Annotated in this window: 20 protein-coding genes; 5 read left to right on the top strand and 15 right to left on the bottom strand. The window is 35.4% G+C overall.

The annotated features are described in order from the left end of the window. Positions 1-11: 11 nt before the first annotated feature. The 3 genes from JFU18_RS25240 to JFU18_RS25230 all read right to left on the bottom strand — a co-directional run bounded on the left by JFU18_RS25240 (position 12) and on the right by JFU18_RS25230 (position 2,447). Complete coding sequence (locus JFU18_RS25240) at positions 12-545, bottom strand: RNA polymerase sigma factor (RefSeq protein ID WP_000864747.1); 534 nt, start codon at positions 543-545, stop codon at positions 12-14. A 209-nt stretch (positions 546-754) separates the two neighbouring features. Beyond that, positions 755-1,561 (bottom strand): ABC transporter permease subunit, encoded by an 807-nt coding sequence (locus JFU18_RS25235; protein WP_137058808.1) that lies wholly within the window; start codon positions 1,559-1,561, stop codon positions 755-757. Then, positions 1,554-2,447, bottom strand: coding sequence for an ABC transporter ATP-binding protein (locus JFU18_RS25230; RefSeq protein ID WP_201031579.1), 894 nt, complete (start codon positions 2,445-2,447; stop codon positions 1,554-1,556). Before JFU18_RS25230 ends, JFU18_RS25235 begins: the two co-directional genes overlap by 8 nt. Positions 2,448-2,584: 137 nt before the next feature. Here JFU18_RS25230 and JFU18_RS25225 point away from each other — a divergent pair, with 137 nt between their 5' ends. Further along, positions 2,585-3,205: a TetR/AcrR family transcriptional regulator gene (locus tag JFU18_RS25225; RefSeq protein WP_201031580.1), complete on the top strand. Its 621-nt coding sequence runs from the start codon at positions 2,585-2,587 to the stop codon at positions 3,203-3,205. An 88-nt stretch (positions 3,206-3,293) separates the two neighbouring features. Here the strand turns inward: JFU18_RS25225 and JFU18_RS25220 are convergent, their stop codons facing one another. Beyond that, positions 3,294-4,268 carry a helix-turn-helix transcriptional regulator gene (locus JFU18_RS25220; protein WP_201031581.1) on the bottom strand — a complete coding sequence of 325 codons (975 nt, stop codon included), beginning with the start codon at positions 4,266-4,268 and terminating at the stop codon, positions 3,294-3,296. A 59-nt stretch (positions 4,269-4,327) separates the two neighbouring features. Between JFU18_RS25220 and JFU18_RS25215 the strand changes: the two genes are divergently transcribed. Next, entirely contained in the window at positions 4,328-4,771 is a 444-nt protein-coding gene (locus tag JFU18_RS25215; protein ID WP_002014318.1) for a VOC family protein, read from the top strand. Between the two features lie 57 nt (positions 4,772-4,828). Here the strand turns inward: JFU18_RS25215 and JFU18_RS25210 are convergent, their stop codons facing one another. From JFU18_RS25210 to JFU18_RS25175, 8 genes are all read right to left on the bottom strand, one after another. Next, on the bottom strand, positions 4,829-5,860 hold the full coding sequence (locus tag JFU18_RS25210; protein WP_002014316.1) for an oxidoreductase: 1,032 nt from the start codon (positions 5,858-5,860) through the stop codon (positions 4,829-4,831). 422 nt (positions 5,861-6,282) lie between these two features. Continuing rightward, positions 6,283-8,706: a DNA topoisomerase IV subunit A gene (gene parC / locus JFU18_RS25205; protein WP_002014315.1), complete on the bottom strand. Its 2,424-nt coding sequence runs from the start codon at positions 8,704-8,706 to the stop codon at positions 6,283-6,285. A gap of 1 nt (position 8,707) precedes the next feature. After that, positions 8,708-10,672 (bottom strand): DNA topoisomerase IV subunit B, encoded by a 1,965-nt coding sequence (parE, locus tag JFU18_RS25200; protein WP_002087772.1) that lies wholly within the window; start codon positions 10,670-10,672, stop codon positions 8,708-8,710. Between the two features lie 377 nt (positions 10,673-11,049). After that, positions 11,050-11,463, bottom strand: coding sequence for a CoA-binding protein (locus tag JFU18_RS25195; protein WP_002014313.1), 414 nt, complete (start codon positions 11,461-11,463; stop codon positions 11,050-11,052). Positions 11,464-11,542: 79 nt separating this feature from the next. Beyond that, on the bottom strand, positions 11,543-12,784 hold the full coding sequence (locus JFU18_RS25190; protein WP_012261395.1) for a S1C family serine protease: 1,242 nt from the start codon (positions 12,782-12,784) through the stop codon (positions 11,543-11,545). Between the two features lie 203 nt (positions 12,785-12,987). Then, a complete protein-coding gene (locus JFU18_RS25185) occupies positions 12,988-13,665 on the bottom strand; it encodes a response regulator transcription factor (RefSeq protein WP_002014310.1) in 678 nt (225 codons plus the stop codon). Positions 13,666-13,683: 18 nt separating this feature from the next. Further along, the gene (nrdG, locus tag JFU18_RS25180; protein ID WP_002137702.1) at positions 13,684-14,136 is read right to left on the bottom strand and encodes an anaerobic ribonucleoside-triphosphate reductase activating protein; all 453 of its coding nucleotides are present in this window, start codon (positions 14,134-14,136) and stop codon (positions 13,684-13,686) included. Next, positions 14,133-15,989: an anaerobic ribonucleoside triphosphate reductase gene (locus JFU18_RS25175; protein ID WP_201031582.1), complete on the bottom strand. Its 1,857-nt coding sequence runs from the start codon at positions 15,987-15,989 to the stop codon at positions 14,133-14,135. The genes nrdG and JFU18_RS25175 overlap by 4 nt, the downstream gene beginning before the upstream one ends. A gap of 225 nt (positions 15,990-16,214) precedes the next feature. Between JFU18_RS25175 and plsY the strand changes: the two genes are divergently transcribed. Beyond that, positions 16,215-16,811: a glycerol-3-phosphate 1-O-acyltransferase PlsY gene (plsY, locus tag JFU18_RS25170; RefSeq protein WP_002014306.1), complete on the top strand. Its 597-nt coding sequence runs from the start codon at positions 16,215-16,217 to the stop codon at positions 16,809-16,811. Positions 16,812-16,920: 109 nt separating this feature from the next. Further along, entirely contained in the window at positions 16,921-17,211 is a 291-nt protein-coding gene (locus JFU18_RS25165) for a HesB/YadR/YfhF family protein (protein WP_002033558.1), read from the top strand. 77 nt (positions 17,212-17,288) lie between these two features. Here JFU18_RS25165 and JFU18_RS25160 read toward each other — a convergent pair whose 3' ends face one another. Continuing rightward, complete coding sequence (locus JFU18_RS25160) at positions 17,289-17,708, bottom strand: acyl-CoA thioesterase (RefSeq protein WP_002128497.1); 420 nt, start codon at positions 17,706-17,708, stop codon at positions 17,289-17,291. Between the two features lie 109 nt (positions 17,709-17,817). On the opposite strand from JFU18_RS25160, the gene JFU18_RS25155 reads away from it, so the two are divergent. Beyond that, the gene (locus JFU18_RS25155) at positions 17,818-19,110 is read left to right on the top strand and encodes a glycoside hydrolase family 18 protein (RefSeq protein WP_201031583.1); all 1,293 of its coding nucleotides are present in this window, start codon (positions 17,818-17,820) and stop codon (positions 19,108-19,110) included. 76 nt (positions 19,111-19,186) lie between these two features. Here the strand turns inward: JFU18_RS25155 and sspN are convergent, their stop codons facing one another. Both sspN and JFU18_RS25145 read right to left on the bottom strand, forming a co-directional pair. Continuing rightward, complete coding sequence (sspN, locus tag JFU18_RS25150) at positions 19,187-19,321, bottom strand: acid-soluble spore protein SspN (RefSeq protein ID WP_000527988.1); 135 nt, start codon at positions 19,319-19,321, stop codon at positions 19,187-19,189. Between the two features lie 43 nt (positions 19,322-19,364). Further along, complete coding sequence (locus JFU18_RS25145; protein ID WP_002014298.1) at positions 19,365-19,508, bottom strand: FbpB family small basic protein; 144 nt, start codon at positions 19,506-19,508, stop codon at positions 19,365-19,367. Between the last annotated feature and the right edge of the window lie 9 nt (positions 19,509-19,517).

Raw genomic sequence — 19,517 nt, 5'->3', positions numbered from 1 at the left:
TTAACCACCTCCTACTCCATCTTTAATCGCTCTTCTAATTGTTCCCTTGCACGTGACAATCTTGATTTAACCGTGCCTTTTGGAATTTCTAAAAGCGTTGCAATACTTTCTTGATTCATATCTTCATAATAATAAAGTACAGTTACAGCTCTTAGTTCTTCCGTTAAAGACTGAATAGCATTACAAAGATCAATATCTTCATATCGATCGAACGCCACCATATTACTATCATGATCCTCAATTACAATTACTTTTTTATAAGAGCGAATTATATTGTTACACTCATTTATTAAAATTCTAATTAGCCACGTTTGAAAAAACTCTTCCTTTTTCAGTTTTTTTATATTTTCATAAGCTTTTAAAATTGTTGCCTGCATTGCATCCTCTATATTCGTCTCATCACGTAACATCGCCTTCGCAATGCGATACATCTTTACTTTTTCTGTATGTATAAGTGTCATAAAAGCCTCATGATTACCCTTTTTTGCTAAAGAAACATCCGTTTCTTCTTTTACAATCATCTTATATAAAGGAATTACTTTCACAATTGGTCCTCCTGTTTCAGCCTCTCTATTAATTAAACTTTACACATATTAGACGGAGTATCCTAGAAAAAGGTTCACTTCTTTTTGAATATTTCTACAAGAAAAAATGTAAACATTCCATTTTGACTATCTACTTAAATGTTTCTCTAAAAGATATCCCTTCGAATTTACAAACGAAAAAAGCCCACTAATTAAGTGGACTTTCTAATTTACAACGGTAAATCCCTCTTCCTAAACACTACAATTGCTACTATGAAGATACAAAGCGCTCCAGCAGTTAAGCCTATACTTACTGGCCATATATTATATGTTCCTTCAGCAATTTCTTTCGGACGAAACAATGTAAATAAAGATATATTTCTCATCCACTCTAACTTATCACTTAATTTCCCTACCATATCTAATACGAAAAATAAGATTGTTAAACTGGCTGAGTAGCTAAGTGCTTTTCTTTCATCATTACATATACAAGAAAAGAAAAATGAATAGGCACTAACTACTAAAAATATAAGCCCTCCAACTACATTTATTTTCAAAAATAATTCTTTATTTAAGTTATTATCTTTTAAAAACCATTCTGCACCTAATATACCAGCTACATAAGTAACAATTACAATTATTAGTAGCCCCAATATGAGAACAGCAGCTTGTGTAATTGCAATTTGCACCCTGGATACAGGTGTTGCTAATAAATATGCCATCGCCCCTTTATCTACATGACGAGCAATTAAATGCGTTGCAACCGTGACGCAAAAAATTGTTAAAATGATAATAAACAACAGACTATAATATTCACCAGCTAAAAAATCCATTACATTTTGAATTGGGCTTTCCATTCCAACGATTTTTTTTACACTATCAGGCATGGCACTTATTAATTCATTTAACCCTTTCGCTGAAACCATCGATGGGAATATCCAAATTAATAACCATAAATAAAGAGCTGCACCAGTAGCATAGCTCAATATACTTTTTTTCGTTTCTTTCAAACTAGCTAAAAATAGTTGTTTATTCATGCTTTACCCCTTCTTTCTTCTCGTAATAATGCATAAATAAATGTTCTAAATCCGTCGCTCTCGTTTGAAGTGCAGTTACATTATAGTTTGAAAGTATTTGTAAAACAGTTTGATAGTTTCCTTGCACAATAATTGACGCCTCTCTACCTTTCATTCCTTCAAATTGCAAATCACATTGTTTAAGAGATTCGATTTCTTCTTGAGATGATACTGTTACATCTATCACCTGTCTTCTCATGCCTTGTAAATCATGAATGTTTTCAACGGTTACAAGACAACCATCTTTAATAATAGCTACTCTGTCACAAGTTCTCTCAATTTCAGTGAAAATATGTGATGACATAAGGATTGTTTTTCCTCTTTGCTTTTCCTCTAATATTAAATCTATAAATACTTGTTGCATAAGTGGATCGAGTCCTGATGTCGGTTCATCTAAAATTAACACTTCTGGATCATGCATAAATGCCGCAACTATACCTACTTTTTGTTTCATTCCTTTAGACATTTTTCGAATTGGTGTTTTCACATCGAACTGCAAACGTTCTATCAATTCATCTCGTCTTTTTATATTTTTTAACCCACGCATTCCTTGCATCAAATTTAAAAATTCTAATCCATTCATTCCTTCAATAAAAGAAATTTCTCCTGGTAAATAGCCAACTTCTCTTTGAATTTTCGCAGCATCTTCCCAACAATTTAATCCGAAAATTGTCGCTTTACCAGCCGTCGGTTTTATAAATCCCATTAAATTACGAATCGTTGTTGATTTCCCAGCACCATTTGGTCCTAAGTAGCCAAAAACTTCTCCTTCTTTCACTTCAAATGTAATATCAAACAAGCCTTTTCCATTTGAAAACTGTTTTGTAACATTTTGAACTGAAATCATAAACCCACCTCATTTTTTGAAATATTTAACATGTGATATTTCAAAATTATTGTACTCCTCATCTTTCATATTCGCAACAACTTTTTGAAATATTTATATGTCCATATTTCAAAAATATTGTTTTCAATTATTTTTTCTTGTATATTTTAAATGAGGTGATTGTATTGAACGGCTTTGAAAAAGTGAAAGAAAAGAAAAAACGTGCCATTAAAGATGCGGCCTTTACATTATTTTCAGAACGTGGATTTAATGAAGTGAAAATAGAACATATTGCAAAAAAAGCAAACGTTTCTCAAGTGACAATTTATAATCATTTCGGAAGTAAAGAAGCATTATTTAGAGAGCTTATACAAGAATTTATAACATCTGAATTTCAATATTATAAAAAACTTGCAGAGGAAAAATTACCTTTTCATGAGATAATGCAAAAAATGATTGTAAGAAAAATGAATACTGGTGGGTTATTTCAGCCGGATATGTTACTACAAATGATGCAAAGAGATGAAGAGCTCCGAAAGTTTATTTATAGTTATCAAAACGAAAAAATCTTGCCTTGGTATTTAGAAATACTAGAACAAGCACAGCAAAAAAATGAAATTAACCCTCACCTTACTAAAGAAATGATGTTACTATACATTCAAATGTTCACTAAACTAGGTGATGATTTCGGGGCTCAGCTTCTTGAAGGAGATCGCGAAAAACATATACAAGATATCGTTACGATGTTCTTTTATGGACTGTCCGTCCCAGAAAAATAATGTTTCTAAAGAACAAATACCATCACAAAAAAAGCCCTTTGGATATTTAAATCTCAAGGGCTTTTTGGTGCTAAAAAAATTATTAATACTAGTTTTCTCTTAACGAAGTTAAATGCTGCTTTATAGATAATACCTTATTATAGATTAACTCTTTTAGCATAACAGGCTGAATTGAGATAATCGTTTCTCCGAAATTCAGAAAATAGTTCGAGATAAAATCAACTTCTTGTTTATTAAAATAGCCTGTTATAATGTAATTTTCGTTTTCTTTTTGTATCTTCATGGAAGGATAATTCTCTTTATCAAAAATGTCTTTTCCTTTTTGATTAACAACGACAATAAAATCAGTTGCATCAGGCCTTCTATGAAAATTAGTAAGATAACTTAACAATTCTTCAAGATTTTTTGAATTAGTATTGCTTGTTTCCACAATAGAAAGAATTTTATCACATCTAATTATTTGAACATGATTTGTCTCAAAATTAAAGATTTTAGCATACCACTGGCCAAATTTAGATTCTATTCGAATAAATTGGGCGACCAATACTTTCTCCTCATCTTTTTTAAAATATGTTAAATGATAAACTCGCTCAGCAAAAATCCCCTGTAAAAGTTCTTTTAAGAACGGACTAAAGTTACTATGATTTGTTACTTCAAAGGAAAGCGTTCGTTCCATGATTGAAATATTTTTACTCACATTATCAGGTAATACATGTTTAAATTTATTTTCAAGCGCAATACTTTCTATATTAAATGGCTTTGTTTTGTATCCATTTAATGTAAGCATCGAAAAGTATAACGCATACATTTCATCCACACTAAAATATATTGGTGATAACACACTATTTTCTATAATTTTATAACTCCCATTTCTACCTAGTTCAGAATATATTGGTACACCTATTTCTTCTAATGATTGAATATCTCGCAACGCGGTACTTTTAGAAATATCATATCTAACCATTAAATCTTTTAAATTAAAATATCTTTTATTATTTAAGAAAATAAGCATATCATTTATTCGTTCAGTTTTTTTCATATTTCCCTCCATAAAAGGTGTCATGTATTGAAACCTTTTTAGTCTATATTATAATTATTAACTAATAAAGGAGTTATATATTTATGACATTAGAAATAGCTATTTTTCTTTCAATGAATGGGCAAGCAAAGGAGGCAATTAATTTTTATACACGTAATTTAGAGGCCAAGAAGTTAATGATTGTTACGTATGAAGAACTGGCCAAAAGAGATAGTTCTTTTGAAATTACAAGTGAAAATAAAGATCATATTGCCCACTCTGTTTTACAAATTGGGAATACAAAGCTAATGATAGCCGAAGATACAATGAACCCTACTGAACGTTATAGCGTTGGAAATAACATGTCACTTTGCATTCAAAGTGCTAATTTAGAAGAAATACAAAGATTTTATAATAATTTAATTTCCGATAAGCATGTGAAAATAATCTCTCCACTAGAAAAAAATATATTTAGTGAAGCATATGGTATTATTGAAGATCCTTACGGCATACAAATCCAATTAATGTATGACAAACGACTAAAATAAATAATGAGTCATATTCGCATATTCCTAATAAAAAAAGACACAAAATTCGTGTCTTTTTTATTTTACCGCAATGACTCTACCCGTTTCACTACTCTCAGTCGCCAATTGAATCAATTTAATAACGTCTAAACCTTCTTGAGCAGTTACAGGTAGTTTTTCACCATTTAATATGCTATCTCGCACGCCTTTATAATACATGTCATAGCAGCCGACTTCTGTTGGAATACGCTCTAAGCTTTCTTCTGTTTCTAAAGTAGCAAAATTCTCTTCAGAGTCTGATCCATAACCATTATCCCCTGGCTTCATTCCAGTCTTTAATTGTTCTTCCTGTGAATCCATACCATACTTCACGATAGAACCTTTATCTCCATGCAGTGTAAAATGTGGTCCAGCTTGCTTTACGTAACTGCTACTATGTAAAATAACGCGCTTCACTCCATAGTGAAGTACAACATGGAAGTAATCATCCACTTCTGCACCTGGTCGTTGTTTTATTACATCTGCGCTTATCGCATCTGGTTTCCCAAATAATGATAATGCTTGGTCAATTAAATGCGATCCTAAATCATATAATATACCTGATCCTGGTAAGTTCTTTTCTCTCCAGCGATCGCGTACATGTGGGCGGAAACGATCGAAATGCGCTTCATATGCGTATACATTCCCTATTCTTTTTTCTTGTAATAATTTCTTTATCGTTAAGAAATCATTATCCAAACGGCGATTATGATACACACTTAAAACGACATTATGTCGGTTCGCTAATGAAATAAGTTCTTCTCCTTCTTCAATTGAAACAACGAATGGTTTTTCCACAACAACATGCTTACCGTGTACAATTGCTTCTTTTACATATGGAAAATGGGTTGTATTCGGCGAAGTAATGACCACTAAGTCAATATCAGCTCGATTTACTAATTCATCAATTGTACCAACAACTTCAGCATTTGGTAATGCTTGTTTCACTACTTCTTCTTTTGATGATAAAATAGCACGAATATCGTATTCTTCTATCGTTTGTAATAACGGGATGTGAAATGTTGTACTAGAAAATCCAAATCCTACAATCCCTACACCTATTTTTTTCATGTTGCCCCTCCATTTGTCCCGCTTTAACGGGCAGTAAGATTCCTAACTCAAAATTCAGCGAAAGCAAAGAAATTAGGTGAGGAATCAACTGCTCGTAAAAGCCCGATTGATTCAACTAATAATCAGTGGGGATAAAGAAAATTCCCACTGATTAAAGTTTCACTTTGTGAGAACGATTTCATTTCATTATTATAACAAGATTATTTTTATATACATAATGATTTGCTTAGAAAAAAGCATCTTGCTATCATTCATAGCAAGATGCTCCCTTTATCCCGCATTAACGCGCAGTAAGACTCCCACCTCAAAATACGGCGAATGCGAGGGAAGTTAGGCGGGAGACCAACTGCCCGTAAAAGCCCGATTGGTGAAGGCTAATAATCAGTGGGAGATGGAAAAAAACCACTGATTAAAGTTTCACTTTATTCCGTTCTTTTCTTTGTCCACGTTTCAATTACTTCACCAGTATCATTAACATCTAGTACTAAACTACCATTACTATACCGGTCTTTATTTCGAAACGCTTTCGGATCAATTTCTTCTACAATGTGTTTCTCTGTCTTCATGTAAACTAATTCATCATCTCGAACAATTTCAATACCGACAATGCGGTACGGATTACGTTTTAACTCTTTAAAAATTACAAGGCCTCGCTTCGCCCTCGTTGATTTCTCAATTTCCGATGCCTTTATACGTTTCACAGCACCTCGCTGCGTAACGAGAATAAGTTGATCTTTTTCACCATTTAACGGTTTACCAGAAGCAACATAGTCATCTTCTTTTAAATTAATTGCTTTCACACCAGCTGCTCTGACACCAACTGGACTTACTTCTTCTTCATTGAATACAAGTGCATATGCACCATGTGTTGCAAGAACAATATCACTTGTCCCATCTGTCGCAAATATATCAACAACTTCATCATCTTTTTTCAAGTTTACAGCAACGAATGCCCGTGAATAACGCTGCACTTTATATTGGTTTAATTCTGTTTTCTTAATCATACCGTTTCGTGTAACAAATACGATAAATCGTTTTTCTTCTTCAAAATTCGGTACGACTGTTGCCCAAATTAACGATTCATCTCGCTCGAGTGAAACAAGATTCGCAACGTGTTGACCTAAATCTTTCCAACGAATTTCTGGCATTTCATACACAGGAAGATAAATATAATTTCCTTTGTTCGTAAATAAAAGAACGGTTTCTGTCGTGTTTGTATCGAAACGCTCAAGTAAGATGTCACCCTCTTTCATACCGAAGTATTTCCCGTTCGATGCATTATGCGAACGCCAACCTGTTCGTTTCACATAGCCTTCTTTCGTTACAGTAACGATGACATCTTCTTGCGGAATCATAACTTCCACATCGATTTTAATTTCTTCAATTTCCTCTTCAATTATCGCACGGCGATTATCACTATATGTTTTCTTTACTCTCTTCAAATCTGTTTTAATAACTTGAAAAAGTCTTTTTTCACTTTGTAAAATTGACTGTAACTCTATAATTTTCTTACTAAGTTCCGCTGCTTCTTGCTCTAGCGCTGTAATATCTGTATTTGTTAAACGATATAATTGCAGTGAAACAATTGCTTCTGACTGCGCCTCTGTAAATCCAAATTTCGCACTTAAATTATCTTTCGCATTACGCTTATCTTTAGACCCACGGATCGTTTCAATCACTTCATCTAAAATTGATAATGCTTTCTTTAAACCTTCTACAATATGCTGACGATTTTCTGCTTTTCTTAATTCATATTGTGAGCGTCTTGTAACAACTTCTTTCTGATGTCCAATATATGCATCCAAAATCTTAGGTAATGTCATAAGTGTCGGACGACGATTATTTATCGCTACCATATTAAAGTTGTATGGAATTTGTAAATCTGTATTTTTATATAAATAATTTAAAATACCTTCAGCATTCGCTTCTTTTTTTAATTCTACAACGATACGAAGACCTGTACGATCTGTCTCATCACGTACTTCAGCAATTCCATCTAGCTTTTTATCTATACGTAATTCATCCATTTTCTTAACAAGATTCGCTTTATTTACTTCGTACGGAATTTCTGTAATAACGATTTGTTGCTTCCCGCCACGAATCGTTTCAACCTCTGCTTTTCCGCGAATAATAATTTTACCTTTACCTGTTTCATACGCTTTTTTAATGCCATCTATCCCTTGTATAATACCACCTGTAGGGAAATCTGGTCCTTTAATAACTGTTAACAAGTCCTCCACAGAACTATTCGGTTGATCGATACGCATAATTGTAGCATCAATTACTTCTCCAAGATGATGCGGTGGAATTTCTGTTGCATAACCAGCGGAAATCCCTGTAGATCCGTTCACTAATAAGTTCGGGAACATTGCCGGTAATACAATAGGTTCTTCACTCGTATCATCAAAGTTTGACACGAATTCTACTGTTTCTTTATCAAGATCACGTAATAACTCAGATGCGATTGGTGATAAACGTGCTTCCGTATAACGCATTGCCGCTGCTGGATCCCCATCAACACTACCGTTATTTCCGTGCATTTCAACTAAAACATTACGTACTTTCCAAGTTTGACTTAAACGGACCATCGCCTCATATACAGAGGAATCACCATGTGGATGATAATTACCGATAACATTACCTACTGTTTTAGCTGATTTACGAAACGCTTTATCATGCACGTTTCCTTCTACATACATAGAATATAAAATACGTCTTTGTACCGGTTTTAAACCGTCACGCGCATCTGGAAGCGCGCGGTCTTGAATAATATATTTACTATAACGTGCAAAGCGGTCACCTAACACGTCTTCAAGCGGGAGGTCATGAAACTTCTCTGCCTGCATGTTATTCCACCTCCGTCTCCATAATCATTTCATTTTCTAAAATATTTCCTTCTTCTTGCATACCAAATTGTACATTACGCTCAATCCATTTACGGCGAGGTTCTACTTTATCCCCCATCAATGTCGTAACTCGGCGCTCAGCTCTTGATGCATCGTCAATTTTCACACGGATTAACGTACGTGTTTCAGGGTTCATCGTTGTTTCCCATAATTGATCGGCATTCATTTCGCCAAGTCCTTTATAGCGCTGCAGCATGTAGCCTTTACCGACCTTTTTCGTTACACCACCTAATTCTTCATCAGACCATGCATATTCAATTACTTCACTTTTCCCTTTTCCTTTACTTACTTTATATAAAGGTGGAAGTGCGATAAATACTTTACCAGCTTCAATAAGTGGTTTCATATAACGGTAGAAGAACGTCAGTAGTAACACTTGAATATGTGCTCCATCCGTATCTGCATCGGTCATAATAACAACTTTATCGTAGTTAATATCTTCAACAGCGAACTCATTCCCTACGCCGCCGCCAATTGCGTAAATAATCGTATTGATCTCTTCGTTCTTAAAAATATCAGCAAGCTTTGCTTTTTCTGTGTTAATTACTTTACCACGTAATGGTAGCACCGCTTGGAAACGACGATCTCGCCCTTGCTTTGCTGAACCACCAGCCGAGTCACCCTCTACTAAATACAATTCGTTTTTCTGAGGATTACGTGATTGTGCAGGTGTTAACTTCCCGCTTAAAGTACCTTCTGATTTTTTCTTCTTCTTACCAGTACGTGCTTCTTCTCTCGCTTTACGAGCAGCCTCACGTGCTTGTGCTGCTTTAATTGCCTTTCTCACAAGAAGTGTAGCTACATCCGGGTTTTCTTCTAAAAAGTAAGCTAAATGCTCAGATACAATTGCATCAATTGAAGAACGAGCTTCACTTGTACCTAGTTTCCCTTTCGTTTGCCCTTCAAACTGGAGTACATCTTCTGGTACACGTACAGAAACAATCGAAGCTAATCCTTCTCGAATATCTGTACCCTCTAAATTTTTGTCTTTTTCTTTTAATAAAGAAACTTTACGAGCATACTCATTGAACACACGTGTCATTGCTGTTTTAAATCCAGCTTCGTGTGTACCACCGTCTTTTGTACGTACATTATTTACAAACGAAAGAATGTTTTCTGAGTAACCATCATTAAACTGAAAGGCTAACTCTGCTTCAATTCCATTTTGCTCACCCGAGAAATATACAACTGGATGAATCGAATCTTTCTCTTCGTTTAAGTATGAAACGAAAGCCTCAATTCCTGTTTCATAATGAAACACATCTTCTAAATCATTACGTTCATCTTTTATCGAGATTTTCATTCCTTTTAATAAGAATGCAGATTCACGTAATCTCTCACATAATGTTTCATAATTATAATTTGTTGTGCTGAAAATAGTTGTATCTGGTTTGAAGTGCATCGTTGTACCAGACTCTTTCGTTTTCCCGATTTTCTCTAACGTCGTTGCAGGAGTACCACCATTTTCAAAGCGTTGTTCATAAATGCTACCATCTCGCTTAATCGTTACTACTAGCCATTCTGATAAGGCGTTTACAACTGATGCCCCAACACCGTGTAAACCACCACTCGTTTTATAGCCTCCTTGGCCAAACTTACCACCAGCATGAAGTACTGTTAAAATAACTTCAGGTGTCGGCTTTCCAAGCTTATGCATTCCCGTAGGCATTCCTCGCCCTTTATCAATTACGCTAATACTATTATCTTTATGTATTACGACAGAAATTTCGTCGCCAAATCCCGCTAATGCTTCATCAACGGAGTTATCTACTATTTCATATACTAAATGATGCAATCCACGGCTATCCGTACTCCCGATATACATACCCGGGCGTTTTCGAACGGCTTCAAGTCCTTCTAACACTTGAATTGCATCTTCATTATATTGGAACTGATGCTTCGCCAAACTCCTTGCCCCTTTCCTAATCAAATCAGAACATATGTTTCTATTATAGAATAACGCCTCGACTATAGTTTTGGCAAGTTATCTTATCTCTTTTATATACTATTTTCAATAGAAAAATCCTTGTTTTTTTCACAAGGATTCCTCTAGGCTACTATTTCAGAAAAATAATCGTTTGTCAACGAGAAATGGATATGTATTCCAACATTATACATTCCAAACCTTTATCATGATCCAAATGATCAATATCCAAAATGGGATAACAAGTAACAATCCCCAAAAACAGCCTTTAAAAAATCTCATGATGAACACCTCGTTCATCCGCCCTACTTATGTAAAAAGCGAGGGCTGAATCAATCTTTCTATCTTTAAAATCTATACTATTTTGTCATTACATGCTCTACTTTAATGCAACGATCCATTATTACTGTGTACCCTTTTTCTTGTAAAAGTTTATATGTATCTTCATCTTGTACTCCTAATTGTGCCCAGAAAACATCTGCATCAATCTCTACAAACTCTTTCGCAACATCCTTTAAAAATTCTGAGCGACGAAACACATTTACAATATCAACATGTTCTTTAATATCCGTCAGTGAAGAAACCGCCTTTTCTCCGAGTACTTCATCTACTGTTGGATTTACTGGAATAATGCGGTACCCAGCATCTTGCATTGCTTTTGAAACCATATACGATGTGCGTTCTGGCTTATCTGATAATCCAACAACTGCAATCGTTTTACTTTTCTTTAATACTTCACCAATTTCCGTACGAGTTGGGTTTTCAATTATCATAATTTATCCCTCCTATTCCTTTAGTATATCCGATAAAGAAAGTCTCTTTCAACATGAAAGAGACTTTCTTTTATTCCGATTATTGATTCTTTGTAGCTGAATTATCTGCTAATGTAGCTGTTTTCGTCATTTTTTGGCCATTGCGATAGAATGTAACTTCTACTTTCTCGCCTACTTTTTTCTTTTCATATAAATATTTACGGAATTGAAGTGAATTCTCTACTTTTTGATCATCTAACGCTACTACTATATCATATTGCTCTAAACCAGCTTTTTCTGCAGGTGATATTGGATAAATTTTACCTAATACAACGCCGTTTGTTACTTCTTTCGGTACTTTCAATTGATTTACTGCATAAGCTTGCACATCTTCTAATGAAACGACACCTACTCCTAGTGCTGGACGTTTCACCACTCCTTCTTTTTCAAGGGATTCAATAACTGGCTTTGCAATATTAATTGGAATAGCAAATCCAATTCCTTCAACTTCTTGTTGTGCAATTTTACTTGAATTAATCCCAATTATTTCACCGTTTTGATTAAATAACGCACCACCACTATTACCTGGGTTAATCGCTGCATCTGTTTGAATAACTTGAGCATTCCAATCTGCACGCTTATCGCCATCAATATCTACTGGAATTTCACGTTCTTTGCTACTAATAATACCTTCTGTTACACTTCCATCAAACCCTAGTGGGTTACCGATTGCAATCGCTTTTTCACCCGCACGAAGTTTACTTGAATCACCTAAAGTGGCAACTTTATTTACATTAGATCCATCAATTTCTACAACCGCTAAATCTAACCAAGGGTCTTTCCCTACAAGCTTTGCATCTACCTTTTTACCATCACTTAGTTTTACAGCAAGTTTATTTGCTCCATCTACTACATGGTTGTTCGTTACAATATACGCTTTATTTCCTGCTTTTTTATAAATAACACCTGATCCTGAGCCAGCTTGTTGCTCTTGGCCTGTCGGTTGCATCGCAAATGGATCAACACTTTGTTGCATATTAATAACACCTACAACAACATCCTTCGCGCCTTCGATCATTCCCGGTAAATCAGTTTCATTTTTCGCTTTATTTACAACTGGAACTACAGTTCCTTCTACTTGTTTATTAGAATTGAATGACGAAACAGCTGCATCATTATTTTGCACCCATGGCATGTACGGTGCTGCAAAACTAATCGAAACCGCCCCGACTACAGCTCCAACTAAACCTGTGAAAAAATATCCTTTTTTACTACCTGATTTTTTCACTTCTCTCGTTTCACTATGCTCTTCATTCAAATTCGGTCCGTCGTAATATCCCATGTTTTATTTCCCCTCCCTGGTGAATTCGTACTTTCAGTATAGTCACATTTTGTGTCCTTCTTGTGAACTCATCGTGAAATCCAATTAAAAAAATACTCCTATCTACCATTGTAGACAAGAAAAGTATTTTTTGTACATTCCACCTACAAAGGAGAGTGTAAATTTGCTATATCCCAAAGCCGAGATGCATAGTAACTTAAAGGTTATTCTTCGAATTTGTAACCTACTCGAATAACAGTGCCGATATGCTTCGCCTTATCTCCTAGCTTATTTCGCAGTTTTTTAATATGTGTATCAACCGTTCGGTCATCACCGTAGTAATCATATCCCCATAACTGATCTAATAAATGTTGACGTGACAACACAATTCCTTTGTTCTCCATTAAATAAACAAGAAGTTCAAACTCCTTATGTGTCAATATAATTTCTTCACCATCTACTAAAACTGTTCTAGATAGTCGATTCACTTCTATTCCAGCTAAAGACATAGTATTTTCTTCTGATACTCCTACCGCTCCATCCGCACGTTTCAATAACGTCTTCGCGCGAGCTACTAACACTTTCGGGCTAAATGGTTTCGTTACATACTCATCTGCACCTAATTCAAAACCTAGTAATGTATCATCCTCATCCGAACGTGCTGTCAGCATAATAATTGGTACTGCTGATTCTTTTCTAATTCGTCTACAAACAGACCATCCATCTATTTCTGGTAACATAATATCTAACATAATTAAATCAATTTCATGCTCTGCAAATAATTCTAACGCTTTTTTCCCGTCTTCTGCTTCGATTACTTCAAAGCCTTCATTACGAAAATAATCACTAACAATTTCACGTAATCTTCTTTCATCTTCAACAAGTAATACTGTTTTATTCATATAATCTATCCCGCCTTTTTACTCTTTCAATCGAATAATACGTTGATTGGAGCTTCCGCGAAATGGAAGTGTTAAATCTTTTTTCTCGATTTCAAATCTTCCATCGACTAAAACATCCCCATACTGTAACAACTCTATCATATCATTATTTCGAGAACTCTGTATCTCTTCTAACGTATAACCTGTATACATCCATAGATTTTTTTTCAAATCTTTCACAGCTTTTGCTACTTTTTTCACTTCAGCAGCTTGGAAGAATGGATCTCCACCTGAAAATGTTACATCTGTTAATGAATTACTTTCAATCTCTTTCACAATTTCTTCTACCGTCATTTCAGTTCCATTGCAAACATTCCAAGATTTCGGGTTATGGCACCCGAAACAACGATGCGGACAGCCCGCAAAAAACACGACTGTCCGCAACCCTTCTCCATCCACTACACTATCATGAATGATATTCATAACTTTCATTTATGCTTCACCCGATCCATCTCTTCACTACGTTTCGCACTATTCCACTTCGACATATCTCCTACAAGATAGCCCGTTATACGGCGAATTCTTTCTATATTAGTCTCATCTTCATTTCCACAGCTTGGACATTCATTCCCAATAACTCCGTGATAACTACAGCACTTACAACGATCAACAGGATGATTTATTGAACCGTACCCAACGCCATTCTCTGCCATCGCTTGCACAATTTGCTTTAATGCCTTTTTGTTATGCATAGCTGCTCCGTCTAGTTCAATATACGTAATATGTCCCCCGTTACATAGGGCATGGAAAGGTCCTTCTAAACGAATTTTATTTATCGCTTGAATGTTATAATAAACTGGAATATGGAATGAATTCGTATAGTAATTATGGTTCGTTATACCGCTAATCTCACCAAATTTTTCTCTATCTTTTTTCACAAACTTACCTGATAAACCTTCTGCAGGCGTTGCAATTACAGAGAAATTGAGTTGATGTTCTTCCATCGCCTTATCCATGCTCTCTCTCATAAAGGAAATAATTTCATATCCAAGCTTCCACGATTCTTCATTTTCTCCATGATGCTTTCCAGTTAACGCTACTAAACATTCTGCAAGACCGATAAAACCAAGACTTAACGTCCCTTGTTTTAAAATCGGTTCCACAGCATCTTCAGGTTGTAACGTCTCTCCACCACGCCATACACCTTGTGAATATAAGAACTGAAAATCTCTTGCTCTCTTTGTACATTGATAAGCAAATCTCTCTAATAATTGCTTAACGCCTAAATCTAAATAATAACTTAGCGCTTCAAAAAACGCTTCTTTTGAACCACTAATTAGCGCTAATTTCACTAAATTAATAGAAGTAAACGATAAATTCCCTCTTCCAATTGCTGTTTCTTCCCCATGTATATTAGACATAACACGAGTACGGCACCCCATATAACATACTTCACTTTCCGGTCGACCATCATAATGCACAGCATTAAACGGAGCATCTAAAAACGAAAAGTTAGGGAATAATCGCTCAGCGGTCGTTTCTAACGCTAATTCAAATAAATCATAGTTCGGATCACACTCTTCAAAGTTCACGCCTTTTTTCATTTTGAAAATTTGAATAGGAAAAATCGGTGTTTCCCCTTTACCAAGTCCAGCTTGCGTCGCTTTTAAAAGTTGCTTAATTAAAAGTCTTCCCTCTTTCGATGTGTCTGTTCCGTAGTTAATAGAAATAAATGGTACTTGTCCCCCGCCCCTACTATGCATACTATTTGAATTATGAACGAAAGCCTCACACGCCTGATACGTATCATTTTCTGTCTCTTTCCATGCAAATTCCTCTATTTGTTCTTTCGTAAGCGGATATGACTGTAGTCGTTTTTTATGTCTCTTTACTGTTTTTCTCACATATGGAGCTAAATCAATATCAAAGAGTGCAAACGATTGACCACCGTGCTGCATATTTTGATTCGCCTGAAAAATAATTGAAGAAAGCGCCAACGCACTTTTAATGTCTTGCGGTTGTCTCATATGTCCATGTCCAGTATGAAAACCGTTAGCTAGCATTTGCGCTAACGGAATTTGCGAACAAGTCGTCGTTCCTGTTGCATAAAAATCTAAATCATGTGGATATAATATATTTTGATCTATCGCTTTTTTCACTTGATCTGATAATAATTTTTCTACTGCATAATACTTTGCGCTCTCAGATGCGAACGTTCCCATTACTCCCATTGGAGATCGACCATCTACATTTGCATTTTCCTGCATTAAATCTTGTTCATTACCGTGGATAATTGTCTCAAATACTTTCATTAATTCTTCTCCACGTACATTTTGTTTCAACATTCACAACCCTCCACCAACATGTTGTTGTCTTTTGATTAAAATCATACAACATATAGTTCTTCTGTTCCTGTGAAAAATGTAACATTCCTGTGAAAGTTTTTTTAAAAATTAATGACTTTTTCATTTATAAAAAAGAAATGTGCTCTTTACAAATGTATGGTACAATAAATGGGAAAAACTCTTTTTACCCTTTATCAACACATTTGTATAAAGGAGACTGAACTCATGGTTATTACATATCTTTTATTTATCGTTGCCTATCTACTCGGTTCGATTCCATTTGCATTAGTCGTTGGAAAAATTGGTTATGGAATCGACATTCGTGAGCATGGAAGCGGTAATCTAGGCGGAACAAATACATTCCGTACATTAGGGAAAAAAGCAGGTTTTATCGTAACAATTGCTGACATTTTAAAAGGTACATTAGCAACAGGTCTACCGATTATTTTCGGGTCAGATATTCACCCACTATGGTTTGGATTAGCCGCTGTTCTTGGACATGTCTATCCGATCTTCGCAAAATTCCGCGGGGGGAAAGCAGTTGCAACTTCTGCTGGGGTGCTATTATGCTATTCACCAGTTGTTTTTGCAATATTAGCTGTTGTCTTTTTCAGCCTTTTATTTACAACAAGATACGTATCACTTTCTTCTATGATAACAGCTGTCGTTGCTGTTATTGCATCCATTGTTAGCGGGGATAAAATCTTCATTATTGCGATGTGTTTATTAGCAGGTATGGTTATTTATAAACACCGTGCAAATATCGGACGAATTATAAATAAAACTGAACCAAAAGCAAACTTTTCAAAAAAGCAAAAATAAGATCGTAACCCACATAACGCAAAAAGAAAACGTGAAGCATATTAATAGCGTCTTTTTGCGTTATTTTTTATACTAAAAGAAAAAGCAACATAACTTGGAGGAACTATACATGAATCTTTCCGTAACAAAAGAAGCAGCACAATGGTATAAAAACGAATTAAACTTACAATCGGGTGAAACAATACGTCTTTTCGTACAATACGGCGGTTGCAGTACTGTGCAAAAAGGACTTTCTTTAGGTATTCGTAAAGATGACCCTGCGCACCCTGCTGTTCAAACTCAAGAAGAAGGTATTAACTTCTTTATTGAAGGCGATGATGAGTGGTTCTTCGATGGACATAATTTATTAGTTACACTTAACGACGGTGATGATTTCCCTCAATTTAATTATGAAAAATAAAAAAGCGTGGCTTCTGCCACGCTTTTTTTATCCCGCTATTTGCGGGTAGTAAGACCCCCACTGATTAAAGTTTCACTTTATTTCTTTTTAATTTCCTCATATTTCGCATACCACTCAGGATATAATTTTTTAAATGATACAGGGCGGAACCCTTCTTTTTTCGCACAAATATTCGTCGTGCTTGCAGTAATACAAAGTTCGCCATCACCATTATAAATTTCATATCCATATACAACGCGGAGCGGGCTCACAGTATCAACCCACGTTTTCACAATAGCTTTTTCTCCGTAACGCATCGCTTTACGATATGAAATTTGCAAGTCTAATACAGGAGAAATAATTCCCTCTTTCTCCATTTCAACATATGAAAATCCTAATTCTTGTATAAGTTTAGTGCGCCCAAGTTCCAGCCACACTAAATAGTTTGAATGGTAAACAACACCCATCTGGTCTGTTTCCGCATAGCGGATTTCAACTTCATGTTCTGCTACAAACATTTCTATTCGCCTTCTTTCACTTCTGCTACCTTGCATACATTTAATCATAATACAGTGGAATCAAAAATAAAATAAAAACAGTGAATCTTTTACCGAAAGGGGCAAGCACATGATCCAAATTGTAACTGTTCGTAGCGGTGATAGTGTTTATGGTTTAGCATCAAAGTACGGATCTACACCTGAAGAAATTGTAAAAGACAATGGACTAAATCCAGCTGAAACACTCGTTGTTGGTCAGGCACTTATCGTTAATACAAAAGGCAATAATTATTATGTACAGCCAGGTGACAGCCTTTATCGAATTTCTCAAACGTATAACGTCCCTCTCGCCAGTTTAGCTAAAGTTAATAACCTTTCATTAAAATCTATTCTCCATGTCGGACAGCAATTATATATACCGAAAGGAACAAAACGAGCAGTAGAATCCATTGCTTATTTACAGCCTTCAACAATACCGATAAAAGAAAGTTTAGTAAATGCTACACGTGCTATTAATCCATTTTTAACATATTTAGCCTACTTCAGCTTTGAAGCAAAAAGAGACGGCACTTTAAAAGAACCGACGGAAACAGCGAAAATCGCTAATATTGCAACGCAAGGTAACACCATCCCTATGCTCGTTATTACAAATATTGAAAATGGAAATTTCAGTGCCGATCTGACCTCGGCTATTTTACGCGATGCAACAATTCAAAACAAGTTTATTACTAACATTTTGCAAACAGCTGAAAAATATGGCATGCGAGACATTCATTTCGATTTCGAGAGTGTGGCACCTGAAGATCGCGAAGCGTATAATCGGTTTTTACGAAATGTGAAAACACGCTTACCTAGCGGGTACACATTAAGTACAACACTTGTACCGAAAACGAGCTCAAATCAAAAAGGGAAATTTTTTGAGGCTCACGATTATAAAGCACAAGGACAAATTGTTGATTTCGTCGTCATTATGACATACGACTGGGGTTGGCAAGGTGGACCACCGATGGCGATTTCCCCTATTGGTCCTGTAAAAGAAGTACTTCAATATGCAAAATCTCAAATGCCCCCACAAAAAATTATGATGGGGCAAAATTTATATGGATTTGATTGGAAACTTCCTTTCAAACAAGGGAATCCACCCGCAAAAGCAGTTAGCTCTGTCGCAGCTGTTGCACTTGCTCGTAAATACAATGTTCCTATCCGCTATGATTTCACAGCCCAAGCTCCACATTTTAATTACTTTGATGAAAACGGCGTACAACACGAGGTTTGGTTTGAAGATTCGAGGTCTATTCAAAGTAAATTCAATTTAATGAAAGAACAAGGCATTGGTGGTATTAGTTACTGGAAGATTGGTCTACCATTCCCACAAAATTGGCGTTTACTCGTTGAAAACTTTACAATTACGAAAAAAGGCTGACGAAAGTCAGCTTTTTAAATATTTTTATAATATTATCCAAACACACAAAAAGGAGAATGATGACATTCTCCTTTTTTTAACCGTTATCAACAATTGGTTGTTTGCCAGTTTGGTCTTGCATTTGCTTCCCTTTATTGCCACCAGCTTTTTTCGATTGTGTTCCAATTTGATTTGGTGCAAAGTCTTTTGAATTCTTTTTCGGATTACCCATTACTATCGCCTCCTTAACACTAGTATCGTACTAGTGTTAAGAATTATTCAGCCTGCTTAAAAAGTTTCATTTCATAACGTTTTTCAATTCGTTTTTCAATTCGATCCATTGCATCACGATCGCTTAATAATTGTTGTTTATTTTCATTTACAAGTTCTTCAAACGATCTACGGCGACTTCTTCTCATGTTGCTCAC

This window comes from Bacillus sp. TH22, from assembly GCF_016651015.1.
Lineage (GTDB): Bacteria > Bacillota > Bacilli > Bacillales > Bacillaceae_G > Bacillus_A > Bacillus_A mycoides.
The sequence above is the reverse complement of the archived record's forward strand: the minus strand, read 5'-3'. Positions and strand labels throughout refer to the sequence as shown.

What these genes read in the sequence shown, in the direction of transcription:
- JFU18_RS25175 (WP_201031582.1), bottom strand. Translation starts at nt 15,989, where the DNA reads ATGTTGAAACAAAATGTACGTGGAGAAGAATTAATGAAAGTATTTGAG.
- JFU18_RS25165 (WP_002033558.1), top strand. Translation starts at nt 16,921, where the DNA reads ATGAATCTTTCCGTAACAAAAGAAGCAGCACAATGGTATAAAAACGAA.
- JFU18_RS25185 (WP_002014310.1), bottom strand. Translation starts at nt 13,665, where the DNA reads ATGAATAAAACAGTATTACTTGTTGAAGATGAAAGAAGATTACGTGAA.
- parC (WP_002014315.1), bottom strand. Translation starts at nt 8,706, where the DNA reads ATGCAGGCAGAGAAGTTTCATGACCTCCCGCTTGAAGACGTGTTAGGT.
- plsY (WP_002014306.1), top strand. Translation starts at nt 16,215, where the DNA reads ATGGTTATTACATATCTTTTATTTATCGTTGCCTATCTACTCGGTTCG.
- JFU18_RS25190 (WP_012261395.1), bottom strand. Translation starts at nt 12,784, where the DNA reads ATGGGATATTACGACGGACCGAATTTGAATGAAGAGCATAGTGAAACG.
- JFU18_RS25210 (WP_002014316.1), bottom strand. Translation starts at nt 5,860, where the DNA reads ATGAAAAAAATAGGTGTAGGGATTGTAGGATTTGGATTTTCTAGTACA.
- JFU18_RS25155 (WP_201031583.1), top strand. Translation starts at nt 17,818, where the DNA reads ATGATCCAAATTGTAACTGTTCGTAGCGGTGATAGTGTTTATGGTTTA.
- sspN (WP_000527988.1), bottom strand. Translation starts at nt 19,321, where the DNA reads ATGGGTAATCCGAAAAAGAATTCAAAAGACTTTGCACCAAATCAAATT.
- JFU18_RS25215 (WP_002014318.1), top strand. Translation starts at nt 4,328, where the DNA reads ATGACATTAGAAATAGCTATTTTTCTTTCAATGAATGGGCAAGCAAAG.
- JFU18_RS25145 (WP_002014298.1), bottom strand. Translation starts at nt 19,508, where the DNA reads ATGAGAAGAAGTCGCCGTAGATCGTTTGAAGAACTTGTAAATGAAAAT.
- JFU18_RS25195 (WP_002014313.1), bottom strand. Translation starts at nt 11,463, where the DNA reads ATGATAATTGAAAACCCAACTCGTACGGAAATTGGTGAAGTATTAAAG.
- nrdG (WP_002137702.1), bottom strand. Translation starts at nt 14,136, where the DNA reads ATGAAAGTTATGAATATCATTCATGATAGTGTAGTGGATGGAGAAGGG.
- JFU18_RS25220 (WP_201031581.1), bottom strand. Translation starts at nt 4,268, where the DNA reads ATGACACCTTTTATGGAGGGAAATATGAAAAAAACTGAACGAATAAAT.
- JFU18_RS25160 (WP_002128497.1), bottom strand. Translation starts at nt 17,708, where the DNA reads ATGTTTGTAGCAGAACATGAAGTTGAAATCCGCTATGCGGAAACAGAC.
- JFU18_RS25235 (WP_137058808.1), bottom strand. Translation starts at nt 1,561, where the DNA reads ATGAATAAACAACTATTTTTAGCTAGTTTGAAAGAAACGAAAAAAAGT.
- JFU18_RS25230 (WP_201031579.1), bottom strand. Translation starts at nt 2,447, where the DNA reads ATGATTTCAGTTCAAAATGTTACAAAACAGTTTTCAAATGGAAAAGGC.